Genomic DNA, 21,375 nt, shown 5'->3' on the forward strand with positions numbered 1-21,375 from the left:
TGGAGATGAGGTGTGGGAGGTGTGGAAGGAGTGGGAGGATGGTGAAGAAATCTTTCCCCCCACACTTCCCACACTTCCCACACTCCCCACCCATGCGTAAGAAATCCGGGATACATCCTTACACCCTACTCTAAAACCTGAGTTTTTCGTTTTTTTGCGTAATACCAAATTAAAAAATGATTGCGACAAATGGATGGCTCAAAAGCTTACCAATCAACCCTTACCCAATCCAAAATCTAAAATCTAAAATCCAAAATGGTATAAGTTCTAGCAGACTTATACAGGTTGTAATTTTTCCTGCACAAGAGTTGCCCACTAGCCTAAACTGTAATTTATGGCATCTACTATTCAAGCTTTACCAACCGAAGTCGTATATCTCATTACAGCTGGTGAGGTGATAGACTCCTTGGCATCTGCTGTGAGGGAATTGGTGGAAAATTCTCTAGATGCAGGTGCAACGAGGATTGTGGTTTATTTATGGCCGCAACAATGGCGCATCCGTGTGGCTGACAATGGCTGTGGGATGAACCTGGAAGATTTGCAACAAGCTGCCACAGCCCATAGTACGAGTAAAATTCGCTCTAGCGATGATTTATGGAAAATTCACAGCTTGGGGTTTCGGGGTGAAGCGTTGCACAGCTTGACGACTTTGGCAGAGTTAGAAATTTTGAGTCGTCCTGCTGATGGTAATTTGGGGTGGCGAGTTGTTTATGGTGATGATGGCAAAGCACAAACAGTAGAAGCAACAGCGATCGCACCTGGTACAGTAGTTACAGTCTCTCATCTTTTTGGTAATTGCCCATCTCGTCGCCAAGGTTTACCCAGTGCAGCACAGCAAATCAAAGCTGTGCAAGCCACAATTCATCAAATCGCTTTGTGTCATCCGCAAGTAACATGGCAACTGTGGCACAATGACCGCATCTGGTTCACCATTTCTCCCGCCACTACCACCGGACAACTACTACCGCAAATTCTACCTCAAGTCCGCCAAGGTGATTTACAAGAACTGAAACTCGAAATTCCTCCCAACTCCTCACTCCCCACTCCCCACTCCCAACTCTCCCTAGTAGTCGGACTTCCAGACAGGTGTCATCGCCATCGCCCAGACTGGGTAAGAATCGCTGTTAATGGCAGAATGGTAAAATCGCCAGAACTTGAGCAGACAATTTTATCAGCGTTTCATCGGACTTTACCACGCGATCGCTATCCTATTTGTTTATTACATCTAGAAATTTCTCCCGACCAAATTAACTGGAATCGCAACCCGGCCAAAACGGAAATCTATCTAAATGAATTAAACTATTGGCAAGAGCAAATCACCCAAGCAATTGACCAAGCACTCCGCATTGATGATGCGAACTTTAAAGAAGCTGTCCAAACAACTAGAGTCAGCAAATTACTCAAAGCCGCAGAAGAAAAAGGCGGTTATCAATTTAATCCCAGCAAAACCGAAAGTACTCAGCACTCACGCTTCGACTCCGCTCAGTGTACAGCCCTCGGCACTCAGCACTTAAAAGCAGTAGCCCAGGTAAGCAACACTTACATTGTGGCTGAACATCCTGGTGGAATGTGGCTAGTAGAACAACATATTGCCCACGAGCGAGTTTTGTATGAACAAATTTGTGATAATTGGCAACTTGTTCCTGTGGAACCCCCAATTATTCTTTATCAATTGTCACCCGCGCAAGTTTCACAACTACAACGCATTGGTTTAGATATAGAAACCTTTGGCGAACAACTTTGGGCAGTTCGGAATATACCCGCCCTTTTGCAACAACGAGAAGACTGTGCAGCAGCCATTTTAGAACTTAGTTGGGGCGGAGACTTACAAGCGGCTCAAGTTGCAGTTGCTTGTCGTACTGCTATTCGTAACGGTACACCACTGAGTCTACCAGAAATGCAAACATTGTTAGACCAATGGCAACGCACCCGTAACCCCCGCACCTGTCCCCACGGTAGACCTATCTATTTATCCCTAGAAGAATCAGCCTTAGCCCGATTTTTCCGCAGACATTGGGTAATTGGGAAAAGCCACGGAATTTAAGAATTAGGGGTGTAAGGATTTTAGATTTTTATCGACCGAAAGTGATCAAAGTGAGCTAATATGTCATTTGCTTGATTTTTAAGTAATTTAAGTATTATTTATAACAAAAACTTTTATGGCGATCGCTCATTCATATTCATAATTTAAGTACAAATTGGTATTTTTAATCAGATTTTAAAAAACATGATATTCCTCGTCAATTTGCGGCTGACATACTGCGAATAATTACGATATATTACCTATTTTTTTATGACAATTTCCCAGTTAATTTGAACTGGATATGAGTTCTTAAATAATAGTTTACTGAAAAATTTATATAAGTAGCGTTATTCTCTACTCATTTGTGGGAACTCTGAAAATAGCTGAATTTTCCGGTTTGCACAGATTTAAATGTGCATTGATTTATCCAACTGTTATCGAGGTAATAATATTTTGATTTAAGTTTTTTCTGCATTTGCTTTATGACTGAAGTAAATACATTTTTAATTAATTGGGAGGATGAAATGTTAAAGGTGATTCTTGGTCATAGTGATGACCCCGATACTCAAGAGGCGACGCAAGAGGTAATAGATAGATGTGTGAGTCAATTACGTAATTTACCGGAACTGCCAATTAAAGCTGGTATTATATTTGCAGCGATAGACTTTGACCATGCACTGATTCTCAAAGAAATTCGGCAAGTATTTCCAGATATTGACTTGATTGGTTGTACTACAGATGGTGAAATATCTTCAATATTAGGGTTTCAGCAAGATTCTTTGACGCTGATGTTGTTCTGTTCTGACACTGTAGATATTCATGCAGGGGTAGGGTACAAAGCCAAAGAAAATCCCTTGGCGGCAGCGCAGCAAGCTGTACAACAGGCTACGCAGAAGTGCAGCACCCCAGCAAAATTATGTGTCACCTTACCTGCTAGTTATTTAGCAGATGGTTCCACTACCAATGGCGAGTTAATTTTGGCAAGTTTGAAATCAGCTTTAGGTTCTGAGGTGCCAATTTTAGGCGGTGCAGCAGGAGATCAATTTAGGTTTAAAACGGCTTATCAATTTTTTGGGAATGAAGTTTTTACCGATGCACTGCCAATTCTGATTTTTTCTGGAGATATCTTGTTTTCTTATGGAACTGGCTGCGGTTGGACACCCATTGGACGCAAGAGTATTGTGACAAAATCTCACGGAACGGTGGTTGAGGAAATTGATGGAGTCTCAGCACTGACATTTTATCAGCGATATTTGGGCGATCGCCAACCAACAGCAGAAAATCCTTTAGCAGTATACGAAGGAAATAGCGATCGCTACTATATGCGAGTTCCCAATACTTGCACATCAACTAGTAGCATTAATTTTTTAGGCAGTGTACCAGAAAAAGCCACAGTTCAGATGACCGACTTTAACCGCGATGATGTTCTTCACGCTGTCAAAACATCACTGCAAACAGCCTTAGAAAATTATCCTGGTATAGAACCAGATGCTATATTACTATTTTCTTGTTGCTGTCGGCGTTGGTTATTAGGCACAAGAGCCAAAGAAGAGTATCAAATTATCAAAACAGAACTTGGTAAAGAAATTCCGATTTGTGGGTTCTATACTTATGGTGAATTTGCTCCCATACAACCACAAGGTTCTACATATTATCATCAAGAGACATTTGTGACTTTGCTATTAGGCACAAAATAAAGGGTTATGCAAGATATAGATTACGATGGCAGACTCAAAGAATTAGAAAAAACTGTGCGTGTTTTGCAAAGAAAATTAGATCGTTCTGAAGCAGACCGCCAACAATTAGAAAATGCTAGTGAAGTTAGAGAAGCTGTTCTCAAAAATGTGATTCGAGAATTGGAAGCATCACAAATTGCTTTAGAAAATCGCGGTCAAGAATTAGAAACCATTTTGGGGAATCTCAAAGCTTTACAAATCAAACTAGTAGAATCTGAAAAAATGTCGGCTATAGGAGTTTTGGTGGCGGGAATTGCCCACGAAATTAATAATCCCGTGAGTTTTATTTACGGCAACTTAAATTATGCTCATAAATACTTTCAAGATGTCCTAGATTTATTGGAAATTTACCAAAAACATTATCCCAACCCCGCAATTGATATCCAGCAAAAAATCAAAGCCATTGAACTTGAGTTTATCCAAGAAGATGCACACAAGCTATTTCAATCAATGATGTGTGGTGCAGAGCGTATTTGCGAAATAGTCAAATCACTACGGACATTTTCTCGCCTGGATGAAGCCGAGTTTAAAACTGTTAATATTCATGATGGGATTGATAGTACTTTAGTAATTTTAAATAATCGTTTTAAGGCATCATCTAATAAGTTAAGCGACATTCAAATTATCCGTAATTATGAAAAGTTACCATTAGTTGAATGTTATGCAGGGCAACTTAATCAAGTATTCATGAATATCTTAGCTAATGCGACCGATGCTTTAGAAGAAGCAGTCATCAAAAAAAGATGCACTCAAGAGAATTTCCATCCCACAATTGAGATTGAAACTAAAGTTATCAATCATGATTGGGTAGAAATTAGTATTGCTGATAATGGGTTAGGAATTGCCGAGCCGGTGCAAACAAAATTATTCGATCCCTTTTTTACCACCAAAGATATTGGTAAAGGTACAGGCTTGGGTTTATCTATTAGCTATAAAATTATTGTAGAATTGCATCGAGGACAATTGGAATGTTATTCAACACCAGGAACAGGTGCAAAATTTATTATTCAAATTCCAATTCGACAATCTCAAAATTCAGCATTAAATAACTGAATGTTTCAATTCTGGACTCGAATAAGTGTCACACCACTAATGGCTGCATATACTGGTGAATAGGCTGCAAAAAAAACTGGAACACCAAAAATTCCACCTGCACCTCGTACCCACAAAATGATAATTACCGCAGCGATAAAAAATACCAAAATATTCATAACTATCCACAATACTGCTTGTGGAGGTTTAAATCTGAGTGCTAAAGCTTGGAGGATTCCTATTATCAAAGCCGCTATGAGTACGCCAGTAACAGAACTAGCGATCGCTCCTCTATTATCCCAAAGAGTTGTTTCTAAGAAAGTCCCATCAGGTTGACCAACTGGCCCGGCAACATGAGTATACGTCAAAATAGACATAGTGAAGGCAATTCCAGCCCAGCCAAAAGCACTGGCAAATATCCACCACAGCCTCTGGGTAAACCATCTCTGCAAAACAAACCATTGAGATATACCAATTATTACACCAGCCACCACTGCCGCCGCGATCGCACTACCATATAGTAGATAACCAATAGCTCCTTGACCTTGCGCTCCTGGTAAAGGCAAGAAAGCTAACAATATACCCACTACAGGAATAGCTATAAATCCTACGCCAGTGCCAACAACTCCACCAACAATAAAGCCGATTACTGTTAACAGCATCCAGCGTCCCCATACTCCTACACTCAAAGAATTTTGGTCACTCATGGTTTAACTCCAGTTTTTAATTACAAGCCATTGCCAATTACTATAAAAACTGACCCATGATAAGCGAGATTTGAGCTAAAGCAAGTGTTTTCTGATATCTGCTGGTATGAGTATCAATTTCAGACAGCGATAGTCATAGTGATTATTTTACTGTGATTGAATTCTGGACTCGAATAAGTGTCACACCACTAACGGCTGCATAAATGGGTGAATAAGCTACAAGAAAAACTGGAAGACTATAAATGCCAGCTAAATTCCGTACCGCAAAAATTATAATTATCGCAGCGATTAAAAACACCACAATATTCATAACTATCCACAATGCTGCTTGTGGAGGTGTAAATCTGAGTGCTAAAGATTGGAGAATTCCCATTACCAACGCCGCGATGATTAAGCCAGTAACAGAACTAGCGATCGCTCCTCTATTATCCCAAAGAGAAAGAGTTTGACCAACTCCCCAGCTAGTAGACATCACAAAAGCAATAGTGAAGGCAATTCCCAGCCAGCCAAAAGCACTGGCAAGTATCCACCAAAGACAATTGGTAAACCATCTCTGCAAAACAAACCATTGAAATATCCCAATCACTACACCAGCCACCGCCGCCGCCGCAACCATACCACCATACGCTACATACGGTAAAGCTGAGGAAGGTAACAACATACTCACTATACTAATAGCTAACAATCCTACGCCAGTGCCAAAAAATCCACCAAGAGTAAAGCCGATTACTGTTAACAGCATCCAGCGTCCCCACACTCCTAAACGCAAAGAATTTTTGTCACTCACTGTTTAACTCCAATTTTGATGACAACCCATTACAAATTAAAATAAAACCCTCAGACTGAAGTCTGGGGCTACATAAGCCAAGTCTGCACTTCGCAGGCAATTATATGCTTGTGCATAGCGATTTGGTATAAATGGAACTTGCAATTGATTTTGAGGCGGGATTTGAGCTAGATTAAGTTTTTTCTGATATCTGCTGGCATGAGTATTAATTTCAGAAAGCGATCGCTCACAGATGGCAATCGGGCGTTACAGTTATTTACAGACCGTCATGAATTGACTCGCGTGTTTGCGGCATATATAAATGACGAGCCAGCAGCAGAAACAATATTATCTTTTTATGGTGATGGTGGTAACGGCAAGTCTTTACTGCTGAAGTTTTTACGCACCAAGTGTTGTAAGCGATTCCGTGCGGATATTTGGCAGGAATTAAAGACGAAAAGTGCGGCGGAAGTGGCGGAATATATCGAGTCTGCCCAAACTTGGGAGTTTCAACCAGTACCCGCAATTTTACAAGACTTTGGACTAGCACCGAATGGCGATGATCAACCCCAAGACCCATTTTATGGCTTGTTGATGCTCAGGCGATCGCTGGCACGGGCGGCGACAGAATTAAACTATCGGCTGCGGTTTCCCTTGTATGATTTTGCCTGTGTTTGGTATCTCAAGCAAAAAAATCGCCTCACGCGCGAGAAGTTAGCAGAATTGTTTCCTGCCGAAGAAATGGACTTGTTAATTGAAATCGTTAATGCAGTTAGCGAGACATCTTGGGGAGCTATTGGGAAAACTGTCTTGGGAATTTTTGATAAGCATTTAGGGGAAAACTTTCGATTATATTTACAGCGACGGGGACTGCAAGAAGCAGATGTGAAGGAAATTCGGCGGATGGATGCAGAAACGGAATTAATCAACGAACTCCCCCGCTATCTGGCGCAAGATTTGAATGTGGCGATGTTGCAACAGAAAGCACCACCCAGAATTGTGTTATTTTTCGATACTCATGAAGCTTTTTGGGGAAGTCAACGGCAACAAACAGGCATACTATATTTTCAGCGAGATGAATGGCTGCGGTATTTTTTAGCCGAGTTGGAATTATCAAGGGGGATAGTCGCCGTCATTGCTGGGAGAGAAGCACCGCGTTGGGAGGAAGCTGATAATTTTTCGATTCCGCAACAATATATTGATACTCAGTTAGTCAGTCATCTTTCCCCAACTGATGCAGATGTGTATTTACTCCGTGCTGAGATTAGGAATGAAGAATTACGACAAAGTGCGATCGCCTACTCTAGTGTGAGAGAAAATCAAGTACATCCCTTACTGTTGGGTTTGTCTGCGGATGTGATTTTACAAGCGCAAGCACAACAAGTCACCCTTACCGCAGCAGATTTCCCCAAAACAGCAGAGACAGTAGATAAAGCCAAAATCTTGATTAACCGACTGCTGAAATATGCAGATAGAGAAATTAGTTATGCGGTTCATGCTTTAAGTGCTTGTCGCTCATTTAACTTTGAAATTTACCGCCTGCTGGGTGCAGAATTACATTTCACATCTAGCAAACCAGCCTTCGACATCCTCACAGAATTTTCCTTTGTTTGGGATGCGGAACAGTTGGGTGAAGACTGGTATCGCATCCACAACTTACTGCGGCGGTTAAACTATGAAACCAATAATGAAATTACTCAACAGGCTCATGTTGTTTTAGAAAAATACTACCGCCAACAGGGACAAGTCGCAGAAGCAATATATCACGCTAACCGTTTAGATTGGCGACGGGGTGTGAATGAGTGGGTAGAAGTGTTTGATAAAGCATTACGGCTGAGTCGTTATGAACAATGTCGCTCACTGTTGGAAGTTAGGAGTGGGTTAATCATTAACAGCGATTTTCAACTGGGTAGAATGTCGCAGTTTGAAGGTGATTACTATGCTCAATTAGCGAGATATTCTGAAGCACAAACAGAATATTTAGAAGCTGTGGCTGCATACAACCAGAAATTAACCATCACCCCCAATGATACCGCCACCCTCAACAATAAAGGGTTAGCGTTACAAAGTTTCGGGGATTTGCAAACACAACTAGCCGAGTATCTCCAAGCCTTGCAAGCTTACAATGAAGCGATCGCTGCCTACGACCAAGCCCTCCACCTCGCTCCCGATGACAACGAAGTTCTAAACAACAAAGGGATAGCGTTACGAAGTTTAGGAAATTTGCAAACACAACTAGCCCAGCATCCCCAAGCCATCCAATCTTACACCGATGCGATCGCCACCTACAACCAAGCCCTCACCCTTGTTCCTGACGACAACTACGCTCTCAACAACAAAGGGGTAGCTTTAGAAAGTTTAGGGGATTTGCAAACCCAACTAGCCCAGCATTCCCAAGCCATCCAATCTTACACCGATGCAATCACCGCCTATGAGCAAGCCCTCAATCTTGCTCCTGACAACAATTATGCTCTCAACAACAAAGGGATAGCGTTACAAAATTTAGGGAATTTGCAAACCCAACTAGCCCAGTATCCCCAAGCCATCCAATCCTACACTGATGCGATCTTTGTCTACGACCAAGCCCTTCGTCTCGCTCCTGACTATATCAATGGTCTCAACAACAAAGGGGTAGCGTTACAAAATTTAGGGGATTTGCAGACCCGACTAGCCCAGCATCCCCAAGCTATCCAATCTTACACTGATGCGATTTTTGCCTACGACCAAGCCCTTCGTCTCGCTCCTGACGACATCCAAATTATCAACAACAAAGGAAATGCGTTACAAAATTTAGGAAATTTGCAAACCCAACTAGCCCAGTATCTCCAAGCCATCCAATCTTACACCGATGCAATCGCCGCCTGCGACCAAGCCCTCCGTCTCGCTCCTAACTACACCCAAATTATCAACAACAAAGGGTTAGCGTTACAAAATTTAGGAAATTTGCAAACCCAACTAGCCCATCATCCCCAAGCCATCCAATTTTACACGTATGCGATCTTTGCCTACGACCAAGCCCTCACTCTTACCCCTGACGACATCCAAATTATCAACAACAAAGGAAATGCGTTACAAAATTTAGGAAATTTGCAAACCCAACTAGCCCAGTATTCCCAAGCCATCCAATCTTACACCGATGCGATTGCCACCTACGACCAAGCCCTCAATCTTGCTCCTGACTACACCCAAATTCTCAACAACAAAGGGTATGCGTTAGAAAGTTGGGGTAAATTACTTTTACAATTATCCCAACAACCAGAAGCCGTCAATCATTTACAAGCAGCATTAGCCGCCTTTAATCGTTCCTTAGCCATAGTTCCCGGTAATGAGCGCGTCCACAATGTGCGAGATGAAGTACAAGAATTGCTGGATAATTTAGTCAGTTAAAAGTGAGTTCGACAAATTCAAGAAACCCCTCTGCAAACCTCTCCCCGAAACAGAGCTACGGTATATACACAAATGTTCGTGAGGTGCATCTGTCCCGCCTCGGAATCAATTCCGAGTCTCATAGCGCAAGTCCTCTTAAGAGGACTCAAAGACCAATTTATTCCAGTCTACTTCAGTAGACTTTAGCTATGAGCCTGGAACTTTAGTTCTAGGCGGGATACGTTTCATACTGCCAATTTTCGACTTGTGTATACACCCTAATTCTCTGCGCCTTTGCGCCTTTGCGCGAAACATAAAATTCTTGTTTTCCCACATTCATCATCTACAACCCATTACCAATTAAAATAAAAGCCGACCAATAATAAGGATGATTAAACTCACTATTCTTCCCCGTCAATAAAGCAATTTGCGCCTTTTGTAACGCCTCAGATTTAGTAACTTTCCCCACTTTCAAAGCTGCATAAAACTCATTCATTAAAGCTTGTGTCCCACCATCAGATACAGCCCATAATGAAGCCATTGTGGCTTTCGCACCTGCTAACTGTATCTGATATCCTAACCCTAGAATTTCTTGTCCATTTGCTGATTTTTCACCTAAACCAGTTTGACAAGCACTCAATACTACTAAATCAACATTCGATAAAGACCAATTTTCGATATCTCTTAAAGTCGCGTGTTCGCCATCACCAAACACAATAAATGAATCTTCTGGAGAACCATTCACCAACTTACCATGCGTTGCCAAATGTACAATTTTGTAATCATTCATTTGGGGAATTGTTGCATTAGGATTAAAATCTTTATCTAAGATAACCTTACTACCAGGAAGAATTTTAGCTAAGTTTTCGACTTCGGCTTTAGCAAATTCTAAACCACTAAACATTTCTTGTCTCTGACCAACTGCTACTGTATATTCGCCTTTAGTAAAAGCCGCAGCTAAAGCATTGCTTGGTGTTGGTGGTTGATTTACTAATTTGGTCAAACTAGCAGAGGTAATATTATTAATGACAAACTTCTGCACTAACCAATTCTGCCCATCATATAATGCGGCTAACGGCACATATCTCAATTTACCATCAGGGGCATAAATTATAGTTTTAGCTTCGGCTTGTTTCAAATCATTTTCTATAGGTTTAATCAACCAGTTATATAATTTATTGGCTGGGGTTTTACTATTTTTGTAAGGAACAAGAATTGCTTCTCGAAATTCATTAATTGTTTGGTTTAATTCTGCGGCTTTGACTGGTACAGTACGATGAATTGGTGGCGCATCAGCCGAGACAATAACTAACTCTAACCTGTCATCTAAAACTAAAGGATATAACAAAACAGCTTTTTGATTTAACTGGCGTAAGTTATCTCTTAAAGAATTGAGTTGACGTAAGTTTAAATTTTCCTGTCCCGATGTGGCTGATAATTGTTGTACCAACGCCACAACCGAAGGACTTTTAATAAACTTGTTAAACTCGGCGTTGGTGGTTTGTTCTAGTTTCACCAATTCAGCAAGGCGTTTTTCTTGCGTCGCGGTTCGGGTTTGCGGGGGAATTTTTCGCAGGGTGGTGAGTTCTTTACCAAGTGCGATCGCTTGCTCTTGAATGGCGCTATACTTCTGAGATATTTGCTCTTCCTGTGGTTTCAACGGTAATTTTTCGGGTTCTTTAGCTGCTACGGTTGCAGTACTTCCCCGTTGAGTATTGCGATTTGTGACTTTTGGTGTACTAGTGCCGCGATTGCCAATATAATCACTGACTTCCTGAATTTTCAGCAAATCTAAAACTTGTTGCGCTTCGGCTGGACGATTTTGCTGCAATAATAAATCAGCTAGACGGCGATATCTTTCTGAGACGGTTTCGGTGTAAAATTTCTGCACATCTGTCGGCACACCTCGCAAACTTTGGCGAATCGTTTCGGTTAAATTAACCGATTGCTTGTAAAATGCGATCGCTAGTGGTGGTTGATTTTGGGCTGCTAAAACGTCCCCTAAAAACTTCAGTGTCGCAGCTTCACTAATTTTGTCTTCCACCTCTCGATGAATAGCAACAGCTTGCTGATATAACCCCAAAGCTTGATCGTATTGATTTTGTTTTTGATAAACTTGCCCTAAGTTACTAATTGTTACGCCTTCGCCAGTGCGATCGCCAACTTCCCGATAATTAGCTAAAGCCTGCTGATTATATTCCAAGGCTTGGTTATAGCTACCTAAATTTTGGTAAACTCGTCCAATATTATTTAGTGCTACCGCTATCCCTAATTTATAGTTATTTTGCTTGTATATCTCTAAAGCTTGCTGATATAACTTGAGTGCTTCGTCATACTTACCCAAGCTAAAATAAATCTGCCCAATGTTATTCAGATTTAACGCTGCACCTTGAAATTGAAATGAATCTTTGCCAAACGCATCACCAACATTAGCACGATTGGTAACTTGTTGCAGAGCTTGAGCATTCTGACCAAGGGCATTATACAATAACTTGATTGCTTGCTCGTCTGTACTTTTATATTCTCCAGTGCCAAGTTTTTTATAAATATTTGTAGACTTTTCCGCAAACTCCAAGGACTTTTGATACTGACCTAAGCTAAAATATGCACCGGAAATATTATTGAAAATCGCTGCTTGCGTTCCATAAAAAGTAGAACAGCATTCTTGTAAATCTTTTAATCCTTGCTGATAAGAATCTAAGGCTTGAGCATAGTTTCCCAAGTTGAGATAAACAACACCGATGTTGTTTAAAGTTTGAGCAGTACCACTTTTATCACCCTTGGCTTTTTGAATTGTCAAACTTTGTTGATAAAACTCTAAAGCTGGAGAATATTTGCCAGTACGGAAGTAAACTGAGCCTATATCTGCTAATAAAATAGTTTCGCTAGTTGTGTAATTATAACCTTGAGGATTTGCCGCTTTTAGTTCTTGGAGAACTTTTAAAGCTGGTTGATAAAAATCGAGGGCTTTTTGATAATCTCCGAGATTCAGATAGACTTCAGCGATATAAGATAATGGTATCCATTCGTTCTCTTTATCGCGGAGTTTGCGGCGAATATCTAAGGCTGACTGCAAAAAATTCAGTGCTTTATGGTACTCTCCTTTACGTAAATAAACGTAGCCAATATTTACCAAGCTATTGGCTTCTCCAGCCTTTGCGCCATACTGTTTAAATATTGCTAAGGACTGTTGAAAGAGTTCTAACCCGGCTTGTAAATCAGCTAAACCCACTAAATCCTTATAAACTATTCCCTCACCTTGATTATTTAACATGATGGCTTCGGTGAGGCGTTCTTCCGCAGTGGGAGTTGGCGCTTGAGCAAGGATAAGTTGTGAATGATACAATACTAAAGCTGGTGATGTGACAGCCAGTAGGAGAGTAGCAAGTATTGGGGAAAATTGCATAAGTACAGTTTTTTATGCAGTTAAATAGTTATAGTTTATTGTTCCCATAAACGAAACTAAAGTTATAATTAAAAACTTAATATTTGATAAAGCTATCTTTTCTTTAAAGCAGGCGATCGCTCCCAGAAACAATGGTATAATTGCCCTAATTTTCTCAGACTTCTTTGCAATACTTAACTTGCTTCTAATGAATAAAAGTTAATATAGATTAAAAATAATAAATAACATCATATTTTATAAAGTTAACTGAGCTAATATTAAGAGTAAGCTTAATTATTGAAGCCTAGTAAAAAGACTAGGTAAGAGGTAGCAATAAAACTAAATGTTTCTAGTTGATTTCATGTATTTTATCTGCAATATACTAGTGATTTCAACTTGACTTGCTCTCAAATACTCAGTCCGATAGTTAGGCAGAAATAATTAACATTTCAAACAACAGGTAATCCTGCGTAAAAAAGTTAGGTTATTGAGCCAAAAGTTGGTAAATCAACTGAGCCAATTCCTGAATAGCAAACACTAAAGCAACATTTACAAGTCAGAATTAAGCAATGATAGAAAAAATTTTGTTAGCGGTTTCGGGCTTAGGTCATGCAGAAGAAATGCTCAAAACCTTGAAAGAAGTACCATCAATTCAACGTGCTAAAGTAACAGTTCTGCACGTTGTACCTCCCCAAAGTACTGCTTCTGCAATGACAAATAAATGGGAAGAAGGGGGTAAAATTCTTGCCAACGCCATTCAGTCTTTAAACTTAGATCCTAGCCAAGTTTCTTCGATTTTACGGCAAGGTGAACCCAAAGACGTAGTTTGTCAAGTAGCCGATGAAATTGATGCTGACTTAATCATCATGGGTTCACGCGGACTCAAGCGTTTGCAGTCAATTTTGGCAAACTCTGTCAGTCAGTATGTTTTTCAATTGTCTTCTCGCCCCATGTTGCTGGTTAAAGATGACATTTATGTCAAAAGAATTAAACGCATCATGGTAGCGTTAGACAATTCTGATCCAGCCAAACATTGTTTAAGTTTAGCTTTATTCTTGCTGCGAGGTGTTCCTGGTAGCCAATTAATTCTGACTCATATTAATACTGATTTGCGCGGTAAAACCTCAGAAGTTGCTGAAGTTATCCCCGAAAAAAATCCCATTTTTGGCGCAGCTTACGCCGAAGCTCAAAAATATGGTGTCCAAACTCGCTGCTACACCAGTAGCGGTAAACCCGGTGAAGAAATTTGTCGTCTCGCCGAAGAGTTGAGTGTAGACTTACTTCTACTCGGTTCTCCAGATCGTCGTCCATCAGTAGCCAAGAGCTTTGTCGATATAGACAGACTCATCGGTGCTTCTTTGTCTGATTATGTTCGAGTTAACGCTACTTGTCCAGTATTGTTGGCAAGAACTAGTGCATAAAACTACGAGGAGCTAGAGGCTAGTACCGCTACCCGGAAGTCAAAAGTCAAAAGTCAAAAGTCAAACAGCTTATATCACAAGCTTTTCACTAACTTGAAATGGTATCTTTACTTCCGCCACGTTGTACTAGGATAAAACCGTGTGCAACTTTCTCTCAAACCTAACCCCCAACCCCTTCCCTCGCAGGGAAGGGGAGCAAGACTCAAAGCCTCTCCCCGAAGCGGAGAGGTTTGGAGAGGGGTTTTAAAAATAAGTTGCACATCGCGTTAGGATAAGTATTTTTTAACTAGCCTCTAGTCTCTAACCTCTCTCTACTCCAAATTTAGCGGTTGATAAATAAAAACCCCCGCACCAGTGGTGTAGGGGTTTTTTATCTTATGCACAAACTATTAACTATCTTTTTTACCTTCGCGGCTGGCTGTTTGGATGTACAGAATTAATAAAAACACAGAGGGAACTAGTACGAACAGAATGCTCGCTACGAACCCTAAGTCATTAACTTGCATGGCAAAGAAGCCTCTCTATATTTTCCAGTCAACAACTTTAGAATAGCATCATCGATGCCCGTGTTAGCCTTATTTTTTTTACTTCTTATGTCACCAATGCTGCTGGCAGGTAAGCTTTAAGGGTTAAGGTTTTGTTACTACACTCACAGGGCCATGTACTAAAGCTTGACAGGCGAGGCGGTAATTATCGGGTTTTTTCTTAAATTTGCGCTTTTCTACATCGGTGCGCGGCGAAAGATTTTCTAAACCTTCTACTACCTCTACAACACAAGTACCACACTGTCCGTAACCACCGCAGTTGGTCATTTTGCCAAATAGTGTGTACAAATCAATCCCGTTTTCTACCGCTTTTAGCCGCAAGTTAGCGCCATTAGCAGCTATGACTTCTTTGTCTTCTTTAACAAATTTAATGTTACCCATAAATATTTAATTCCTTGTTGACTGTAAAACCCTTGGCTAAAAAGATTAATACCATTTTGGATTAAGAATTGCAGTCTATGTCTAGGTTCTGTCAATCCATGCGATCGCAATCTTTTTTCCAATTGGCATAAGTTTAAATTAGTCTGTATCAACTATATTACTTAACTTTTTGCTAGTTGTTACAAATAATTAAGAAATATCAAGTTTTAGCAAAAACATATTGTCAAAAAAAATAGGACAGGTATTATACCTGTCCTATTGATGAAAAATTTACTTAACTTACCTAAATCCCACAGCTGCTTGCCATACGAAAGCAAGTAACAAGAAGAAAACAGGAATTACTGGAAGAACGTCTACCAGAGGATCGAAAATTTGGTAAGCTTCGGGCAGTTTAGCTAATAATAGTGCTGCTTCCATGTTCGTTTTTATCCAATCTATCCAACACAGCTTTCATAATTGAGATGTATCTTAACATGGTTTCGCCACTGAGAATTAGTTATTCGCTGCTTTGAAAGAAAGTGAGTAGAGACTAAGGACTAGTACAGGTCGGCGGAAATAAAGATATCATTTCAAGTTAGTGAAAAGCTTGTAATATAAGCTTTTTGACTTTTAACTTTTGACTTTTGACTTCCGCGTAGCGGTACTAACCTCTAACCTCTGAAATATCAGACACCGAGTAATTTGTAGATTAAGCTGTTGATGAAGGTGAGAGCTAACGCGCCTAACACAGCACTCCAGATACCGAAACGTAACCGGAAGCCCTCTACTAACCAAGCAGCAATACTAAAACAAACAACGGCAATCATAAAAGTGAAGATGCCGGATAATAAATCAAATGTAAGGAAATTCGGTACTGCAAAGATTAGGCGTAAAATCGGTCTGATGATCGCCGTAACAATACCGAGAACTGCTGCTGAAATAAAGGCTTTTTTAGGTGAGTCAACTTCAACTCCGAGGGGAAGTTTACTAATAATCAGCAGGCTGATAGATGTTACTACCCACACAATAAAAAGCGTTACAATTGCATTCATTGCCACAACCCTTGAAACGCGAATGGCGATTGGCGATCGCTTGTTTAAGCAACCGATTTCAGATTTTTTGAAGCTTTGCCAATTACTTGTAAATTACCAGATATTTTTCTCTATCAATAATTTATTTTTTATATCTTTAGGTTTGGGTAAGAAATTATCAGGAGGCAGGAGGTTCACTTCGACTACGCTCAGTGACCAAAAGTCAGAAGTCAGGAGTCATAATCCAAAATCCACAATGGAAGATGAAGAAGGATTTTTGCTGCATCTTCCATCACTGCATTTTGAGTGGGAAAATTCTGCTCAAATTTATCAGTTTGGAGCAGAATTATTCGGATTTCCTGGTGCTACTGGTATTTGTGTTGCTGGTGCATTTGGTACACCAGGAATTACGCCTTCCCCAGTGGGGGGCTGTCCATAATTGGGAGGTATTTGGTTAGGGTTAATAGGGATATTGGGATTAAAATTTCCCTGGGGATTGGGTTCGGGAACTGGTGCAGGTGGCACGCCAGGATTATTTGGAAAATAGGATTCTGGCAGTTGATTAGGTTGAGTGGTGGAAGTTTGACTCGGCCCAGGGATAATGCCTAAAGAAACGCGATCGCCTCCGACTTGGCGTAACAAATCTAGGGTTTCCACCACATCATTATAAGTTGCAGTTCGGGAAGCATTTAATACCAAAATCCCATTCGGGTTTTGTGCGAGATATTGCCTGAGTATCTCTGCTAATTCCTCACGTTTTACAGGCTGTTTTTCAATGTAAATATTACCCACAGCATCAATGGTCACAATTTGACTACCAGATTGTCCTGCGATCGCAGATGTCCCGGTAGAAGCTTTAGGCAAGTCAACATTAATGGCTTGTTGGCGAGTAAATTGTAATGCTGCTAACAAAAAAAACGTCAAAATACAAAAAACAACATCAATTAAAGGAATGATTTGAATTTGTACTTCTTCAACTGGAGTATGCAGATTAACTTTCATCGTCTGTAAAATTTTAGTTATAGCAAAGTGCTGAGTGCTGAGTAATAAATTGTCTTCTGCCTCCTGGTCACTGAGCGTAGTCGAAGTGAGCCTCCTGCCTCTGGTTGGTGAGCGACTTGCCTTGAGCGCAGTCGAAAGGAGCCGAACCACTGCCTTCTTATGACTCAGGATCTAATGAATCAGTCACATCTGGTTCTTCTGGAGGTTGGGGAAATAGATTTTTAGCTTTTTTGCGGGGTGGAGTGACAGTTTCACGAGAAGCTTCATGCACAATTGCTGTATTGTTGCTAAATTCTGGTGGAGATTGACGATAAAGTAATTCCAAATCATTCCCCGCCTTGCGAAAAATTTTGACTTGGTTAACTAAAAAACCTTGGAATAGCCGATAAAATACCAAACTAATAATTGCAACGATTAACCCTGCGGCAGTACTAATCAAAGATTCACCAATCCCAGTAGTTACGCCAGCAGCTGATTCTGTACCTAAATCACCAATGCGAATTGAGCGCAAGGACTGTATCAAACCCAAAACTGTACCCAATAGTCCCAACAGTGGGGAAAGTGCAATCACCGCCTCTAAGAGTTTTTCACCACGACGCATCCCGGCTAATTCGTCTTCGGCTGTGGCTTCTAGTGCTAAACGAAAAGTTTCCAAATCCACTTTTAACAGGCGTAAAGGCGCGTAGAGAAATCGCCCAATGGGCTGATCTGTAGATCGTTTAGCGATATCTGCGGCTATATCCCAATCTTCTTGGGCTGCATCTAGTACACGGTTCACTACTTCCTTTTCTTGATTTAAAATCCGCAGCCAAAACCACAAACGCTCTAAAATCACACTCAAAGCCAGAATTGACAAAACTGCCAAAGGCCACATCGCTGGCCCACCCTTTTGAAACAGGTCTAAAATATCCACTGCTTAACTTTCCTCCCTCCGTACTTAGAGCAATTATCCCAAAGCATTTTAATTCTAAAGATTAATGTGCAGTTAGAAACTCAGATAATATAAATTTCCTGAAGCAAAGAAAGATTAGAGGTTAGGGGCTACCTGGATTTCTCACCACACCTTTCAAAGCCTGTGCAGGGGAGCAGGGGAGCAGGGGAGCAGGGGAGAATGAAGGTACTCTCTCCCCTGCCCCTCCGCACCTCTGCCCCTCTGCCCCATCAAACGCCTGAAGCTTGTGAGAAATGCGGGGGAAGTGTGGGAGGATGGTGAAGAAATCTTTCCCCACACTCCCCTCTCTCCCCACACTCCCCTCTCTTCCCACACTCCCCACACTCCCCACACCCTATTCCCCACCTCCAACTCAGTTACGGAACTTAACTATTGCTAGACTGGCTTGCAGGAATTATGTCATAAGTAAAAAAGGCTGTTCAATGCAAATCAACTTATGACTGCTGCTGTACAAAACTCTCCCAACTGGGCTGTTAACTTGGTAAACGGCATTTTAGCAATTAAGCCTTTAGCGAACCTAGCCAAGCACCAAGCCCGGCAAATGATGATTAAACGCGCTGAAAAAATTGGTGTGCCTTGGACAAAGGAAGTAGAGAGACTAAAAGCGCGTAATTGGTCAACAGATTTAGCGCAAGTCCAAAATCCGCAGCTTTCCTATCCAGATTATTATGTCACTTCATTTCATGCCTACGAACAGGGCAATCTGAGTTGGCAAGCGGCGTTTGAAGTCGAACCTGCGGCCCATGCTGTTCACGCGAAAATTTGGACTGGTGCTGAAGTTGAAGGCGATCGCCAACTCCGGCAGAGTTATCATAATATTCTCAAACCTTTTTTGGCTGAGGAACCACGCGACATTCTGGATATGGGATGTAGTGTGGGATTAAGTACTTTTGCTTTGCAGCAGGTTTATCCCGAAGCGAAAATGACAGGCTTAGATTTGTCTCCCTACTTTCTGGCTGTTGCTAACTACCGCGCCCAGCAACGTCAAGCTAATATCAATTGGCTTCATGCCGCAGCCGAATCAACAGGGCTACCAGATGCGTCTTTTGATTTGGTTTCGCTGTTTCTGATTTGTCATGAATTACCCCAAGCACCCACGCGCCAAATTTTTGCGGAAGCGCGGCGGTTGTTGCGTCCTGGTGGTCATTTGGCAATTATGGACATGAATCCCAAATCGGAAATTTACAAAAAAATGCCTCCCTACATTTTGACTTTGCTCAAGAGTACTGAACCATATTTAGATGAGTACTTTTCTTTGGATATTGAGCAAGCTTTGATGGATGCAGGTTTTCAACGTCCTACAATTAGCAGCAATAGCCCCCGCCACCGGACTGTAATTGCTAAGGTGCGTGACTAATTTAGCTGTAATACTATGGGCGGCAATTCCCCCACTGTTACTTTTAGGTTATTACTATTACCGTGTTGTCTTTGCTCCGGCTTTACTGCGTTTGCTGTGGTTTTTTATAGCCGGGGCAATTTCTGGTGGTGCTGCCCTGGGTTTACAATGGTTGGCGGAACTGGGATTTAATTCCATTGTAAACTGGCAACAAATTCAGCGATCGCTTTTTGGCGCAGCCTTACGTCAACTCATAGAAATCGGCCCCATTGAAGAAGGTTGCAAGTTCATCGCCGTTATTCTCCCCATTATCTATCTCCAACGCAGATATCGATTCCGCAGCAGTAGCATTTTGCTATTTACCATTGCTGTGGCTTTGGGGTTTACCGCCGAAGAAAACTGGATTTACCTTTACCACGGTACCGCCTCAATTCTTGACCGGAGTATTGGTACACCAGTTCATGCAATGTTTTCTGCACCTTGGGGTTATGCTTTAGGAGTTTATTTTGCCTCAAATCTCAAATTACATCACCACAAGAAGTTAATTTTGTCAGCTTTGATCAATTCTGTGGTTTGTCATGCACTGGTGAATTTTTTATCAATTGCTTGGCGCTATGCTGTACCAATTAACTTTCTCAGTTATGGTTTATTTCCATTTTTATTGTGGATGTTTTGGCGGTTAGAAAAATTATTAAGAAGGGTACAGAAGCAACCACCCATCATCTTAATTTCTCGCTCATGGCACAGAGGTTTAGTGTTATTTGCACTGATGTTGGGAGGAAATGCTATTTTTGGGTTGTTTTTGTTAGCTAGAGTTCTTGAACCTTTACGTTGGCGACAGTTTTTTTACCCAGAAATTGGGCGTTTTATTCTGAGTCGTTTTTCATGGAATTTATTTTTGGCAATTTTGGCATTGTTGATTTATTTGTATTTACGTCATGGGGGATAGGTTATAGAGTGAGGTTTAAATTTGCAGCCAGATACTAAAAAATAATTAACCGCAGATGGACGCGGATGCACGCAGATGATTTTGGATTTTATCTAAGATGAAAATGACTTAATAATAATATACTGAAGGTTCATTTTCCCTTGATTTTAATTTCGCTAATCTTACGATTGTCATTATCGCTAAATTTATAGATATTAGAAACATAGAATTTAATGTTGAAGACAATGAAAAGATTTTTAGTCATACCGATTGCTTTAGCCAGTTTGACTGTTGCTTTATTACCTGCTCGTGCTGAATTTACAGAATTAGTAATAAACAATATGCGCTTTTTTATTACTAATGATAACTTATTGATTGCTGCCAACATCAAGAGTGGTTCTGCTTGCTCTTTAAACAAAGGTACTTCTATTACCAAAATGGCTGGGTTTAAAGCAATCTATCAAGACAAGACTAATGTCAGGGTTTCAGGGAGAGTTGAAAGTTTTTTGGCGCTGAAAAATAATGAAATTTATCCAGTTGGAGGTAAGTTTCAAAGCAATGCTAAAGTTAGAACTGCCGACTGGTTAATTAGAAATACAGAATATTATCCTGAATTTCTCAGTGAAATGGCAGATTGTACAACTGAAGGCGGATTAAGAAGAATGCAGTTCGACTCTTCTTCACCTTGAAGCTTTTACGAAGTTTATATTGACTGAGATTTTCACTATCTTACACAAGTTTGAACAATGATGATGACAAACGGATTACTGAAAATCTCAGCAGTA

The 21,375-nt window shown here is 40.8% G+C and carries 17 protein-coding genes; 8 read left to right on the top strand and 9 right to left on the bottom strand.

Features of this window, described 5'->3' with window-relative positions; translation table 11 throughout:
* Window positions 1-334: 334 nt before the first annotated feature.
* The 3 genes from mutL (at window position 335) to H6G28_RS01125 (ending at window position 4,812) form a co-directional block, all read left to right on the top strand.
* Window positions 335-2,044 (top strand): DNA mismatch repair endonuclease MutL, encoded by a 1,710-nt coding sequence (mutL, locus tag H6G28_RS01115; RefSeq protein WP_190668284.1) that lies wholly within the window; start codon window positions 335-337, stop codon window positions 2,042-2,044.
* Window positions 2,045-2,547: 503 nt separating this feature from the next.
* On the top strand, window positions 2,548-3,720 hold the full coding sequence (locus H6G28_RS01120) for an FIST signal transduction protein (RefSeq protein ID WP_190668859.1): 1,173 nt from the start codon (window positions 2,548-2,550) through the stop codon (window positions 3,718-3,720).
* Between the two features lie 6 nt (window positions 3,721-3,726).
* Window positions 3,727-4,812: a sensor histidine kinase gene (locus H6G28_RS01125; RefSeq protein WP_190668286.1), complete on the top strand. Its 1,086-nt coding sequence runs from the start codon at window positions 3,727-3,729 to the stop codon at window positions 4,810-4,812.
* A 5-nt stretch (window positions 4,813-4,817) separates the two neighbouring features.
* Here H6G28_RS01125 and H6G28_RS01130 read toward each other — a convergent pair whose 3' ends face one another.
* A complete protein-coding gene (locus H6G28_RS01130) occupies window positions 4,818-5,498 on the bottom strand; it encodes a hypothetical protein (protein WP_190668289.1) in 681 nt (226 codons plus the stop codon).
* 142 nt (window positions 5,499-5,640) lie between these two features.
* Complete coding sequence (locus H6G28_RS01135; protein ID WP_190668293.1) at window positions 5,641-6,285, bottom strand: hypothetical protein; 645 nt, start codon at window positions 6,283-6,285, stop codon at window positions 5,641-5,643.
* Window positions 6,286-6,483: 198 nt separating this feature from the next.
* Between H6G28_RS01135 and H6G28_RS01140 the strand changes: the two genes are divergently transcribed.
* Complete coding sequence (locus tag H6G28_RS01140; protein ID WP_190668295.1) at window positions 6,484-9,651, top strand: tetratricopeptide repeat protein; 3,168 nt, start codon at window positions 6,484-6,486, stop codon at window positions 9,649-9,651.
* A gap of 322 nt (window positions 9,652-9,973) precedes the next feature.
* Here the strand turns inward: H6G28_RS01140 and H6G28_RS01145 are convergent, their stop codons facing one another.
* Window positions 9,974-13,036, bottom strand: coding sequence for a CHAT domain-containing protein (locus H6G28_RS01145; protein ID WP_190668298.1), 3,063 nt, complete (start codon window positions 13,034-13,036; stop codon window positions 9,974-9,976).
* A 548-nt stretch (window positions 13,037-13,584) separates the two neighbouring features.
* Between H6G28_RS01145 and H6G28_RS01150 the strand changes: the two genes are divergently transcribed.
* The gene (locus tag H6G28_RS01150) at window positions 13,585-14,436 is read left to right on the top strand and encodes a universal stress protein (RefSeq protein WP_190588226.1); all 852 of its coding nucleotides are present in this window, start codon (window positions 13,585-13,587) and stop codon (window positions 14,434-14,436) included.
* Window positions 14,437-14,825: 389 nt separating this feature from the next.
* Here H6G28_RS01150 and psbM read toward each other — a convergent pair whose 3' ends face one another.
* From psbM to H6G28_RS01180, 6 genes are all read right to left on the bottom strand, one after another.
* A complete protein-coding gene (psbM, locus tag H6G28_RS01155; protein ID WP_015113622.1) occupies window positions 14,826-14,942 on the bottom strand; it encodes a photosystem II reaction center protein PsbM in 117 nt (38 codons plus the stop codon).
* Window positions 14,943-15,065: 123 nt separating this feature from the next.
* Window positions 15,066-15,362 (bottom strand): 2Fe-2S iron-sulfur cluster-binding protein, encoded by a 297-nt coding sequence (locus tag H6G28_RS01160; protein ID WP_190588225.1) that lies wholly within the window; start codon window positions 15,360-15,362, stop codon window positions 15,066-15,068.
* A 279-nt stretch (window positions 15,363-15,641) separates the two neighbouring features.
* Window positions 15,642-15,779 (bottom strand): photosystem II reaction center protein K, encoded by a 138-nt coding sequence (locus H6G28_RS01165; protein ID WP_006195022.1) that lies wholly within the window; start codon window positions 15,777-15,779, stop codon window positions 15,642-15,644.
* Between the two features lie 248 nt (window positions 15,780-16,027).
* Complete coding sequence (locus H6G28_RS01170; RefSeq protein ID WP_062295233.1) at window positions 16,028-16,393, bottom strand: phage holin family protein; 366 nt, start codon at window positions 16,391-16,393, stop codon at window positions 16,028-16,030.
* 309 nt (window positions 16,394-16,702) lie between these two features.
* Window positions 16,703-17,374, bottom strand: coding sequence for an ExbD/TolR family protein (locus H6G28_RS01175; RefSeq protein ID WP_190668302.1), 672 nt, complete (start codon window positions 17,372-17,374; stop codon window positions 16,703-16,705).
* A gap of 157 nt (window positions 17,375-17,531) precedes the next feature.
* Entirely contained in the window at window positions 17,532-18,287 is a 756-nt protein-coding gene (locus H6G28_RS01180; RefSeq protein WP_190588223.1) for a MotA/TolQ/ExbB proton channel family protein, read from the bottom strand.
* Between the two features lie 475 nt (window positions 18,288-18,762).
* On the opposite strand from H6G28_RS01180, the gene H6G28_RS01185 reads away from it, so the two are divergent.
* The 3 genes from H6G28_RS01185 (at window position 18,763) to H6G28_RS01195 (ending at window position 21,279) form a co-directional block, all read left to right on the top strand.
* Complete coding sequence (locus tag H6G28_RS01185; RefSeq protein WP_190668304.1) at window positions 18,763-19,683, top strand: class I SAM-dependent methyltransferase; 921 nt, start codon at window positions 18,763-18,765, stop codon at window positions 19,681-19,683.
* Window positions 19,676-20,611 (top strand): PrsW family glutamic-type intramembrane protease, encoded by a 936-nt coding sequence (locus tag H6G28_RS01190; RefSeq protein WP_190668308.1) that lies wholly within the window; start codon window positions 19,676-19,678, stop codon window positions 20,609-20,611. The genes H6G28_RS01185 and H6G28_RS01190 overlap by 8 nt, the downstream gene beginning before the upstream one ends.
* A 224-nt stretch (window positions 20,612-20,835) precedes the next feature.
* Entirely contained in the window at window positions 20,836-21,279 is a 444-nt protein-coding gene (locus H6G28_RS01195; RefSeq protein ID WP_199332750.1) for a hypothetical protein, read from the top strand.
* Window positions 21,280-21,375 lie beyond the last annotated feature (96 nt).

This window comes from Nostoc sp. FACHB-190, assembly GCF_014696905.1.
Classification (GTDB): Bacteria; Cyanobacteriota; Cyanobacteriia; order Cyanobacteriales; family Nostocaceae; genus Nostoc_B.

Bases quoted from the DNA above. Each gene is read 5' to 3' on its own strand.
- H6G28_RS01170 (WP_062295233.1), bottom strand. From the start codon at position 16,393: ATGAATGCAATTGTAACGCTTTTTATTGTGTGGGTAGTAACATCTATC.
- H6G28_RS01140 (WP_190668295.1), top strand. From the start codon at position 6,484: ATGAGTATTAATTTCAGAAAGCGATCGCTCACAGATGGCAATCGGGCG.
- H6G28_RS01145 (WP_190668298.1), bottom strand. From the start codon at position 13,036: ATGCAATTTTCCCCAATACTTGCTACTCTCCTACTGGCTGTCACATCA.
- H6G28_RS01165 (WP_006195022.1), bottom strand. From the start codon at position 15,779: ATGGAAGCAGCACTATTATTAGCTAAACTGCCCGAAGCTTACCAAATT.
- H6G28_RS01150 (WP_190588226.1), top strand. From the start codon at position 13,585: ATGATAGAAAAAATTTTGTTAGCGGTTTCGGGCTTAGGTCATGCAGAA.
- psbM (WP_015113622.1), bottom strand. From the start codon at position 14,942: ATGCAAGTTAATGACTTAGGGTTCGTAGCGAGCATTCTGTTCGTACTA.
- mutL (WP_190668284.1), top strand. From the start codon at position 335: ATGGCATCTACTATTCAAGCTTTACCAACCGAAGTCGTATATCTCATT.
- H6G28_RS01120 (WP_190668859.1), top strand. From the start codon at position 2,548: ATGTTAAAGGTGATTCTTGGTCATAGTGATGACCCCGATACTCAAGAG.
- H6G28_RS01125 (WP_190668286.1), top strand. From the start codon at position 3,727: ATGCAAGATATAGATTACGATGGCAGACTCAAAGAATTAGAAAAAACT.
- H6G28_RS01195 (WP_199332750.1), top strand. From the start codon at position 20,836: ATGAAAAGATTTTTAGTCATACCGATTGCTTTAGCCAGTTTGACTGTT.
- H6G28_RS01130 (WP_190668289.1), bottom strand. From the start codon at position 5,498: ATGAGTGACCAAAATTCTTTGAGTGTAGGAGTATGGGGACGCTGGATG.
- H6G28_RS01160 (WP_190588225.1), bottom strand. From the start codon at position 15,362: ATGGGTAACATTAAATTTGTTAAAGAAGACAAAGAAGTCATAGCTGCT.
- H6G28_RS01175 (WP_190668302.1), bottom strand. From the start codon at position 17,374: ATGAAAGTTAATCTGCATACTCCAGTTGAAGAAGTACAAATTCAAATC.
- H6G28_RS01185 (WP_190668304.1), top strand. From the start codon at position 18,763: ATGACTGCTGCTGTACAAAACTCTCCCAACTGGGCTGTTAACTTGGTA.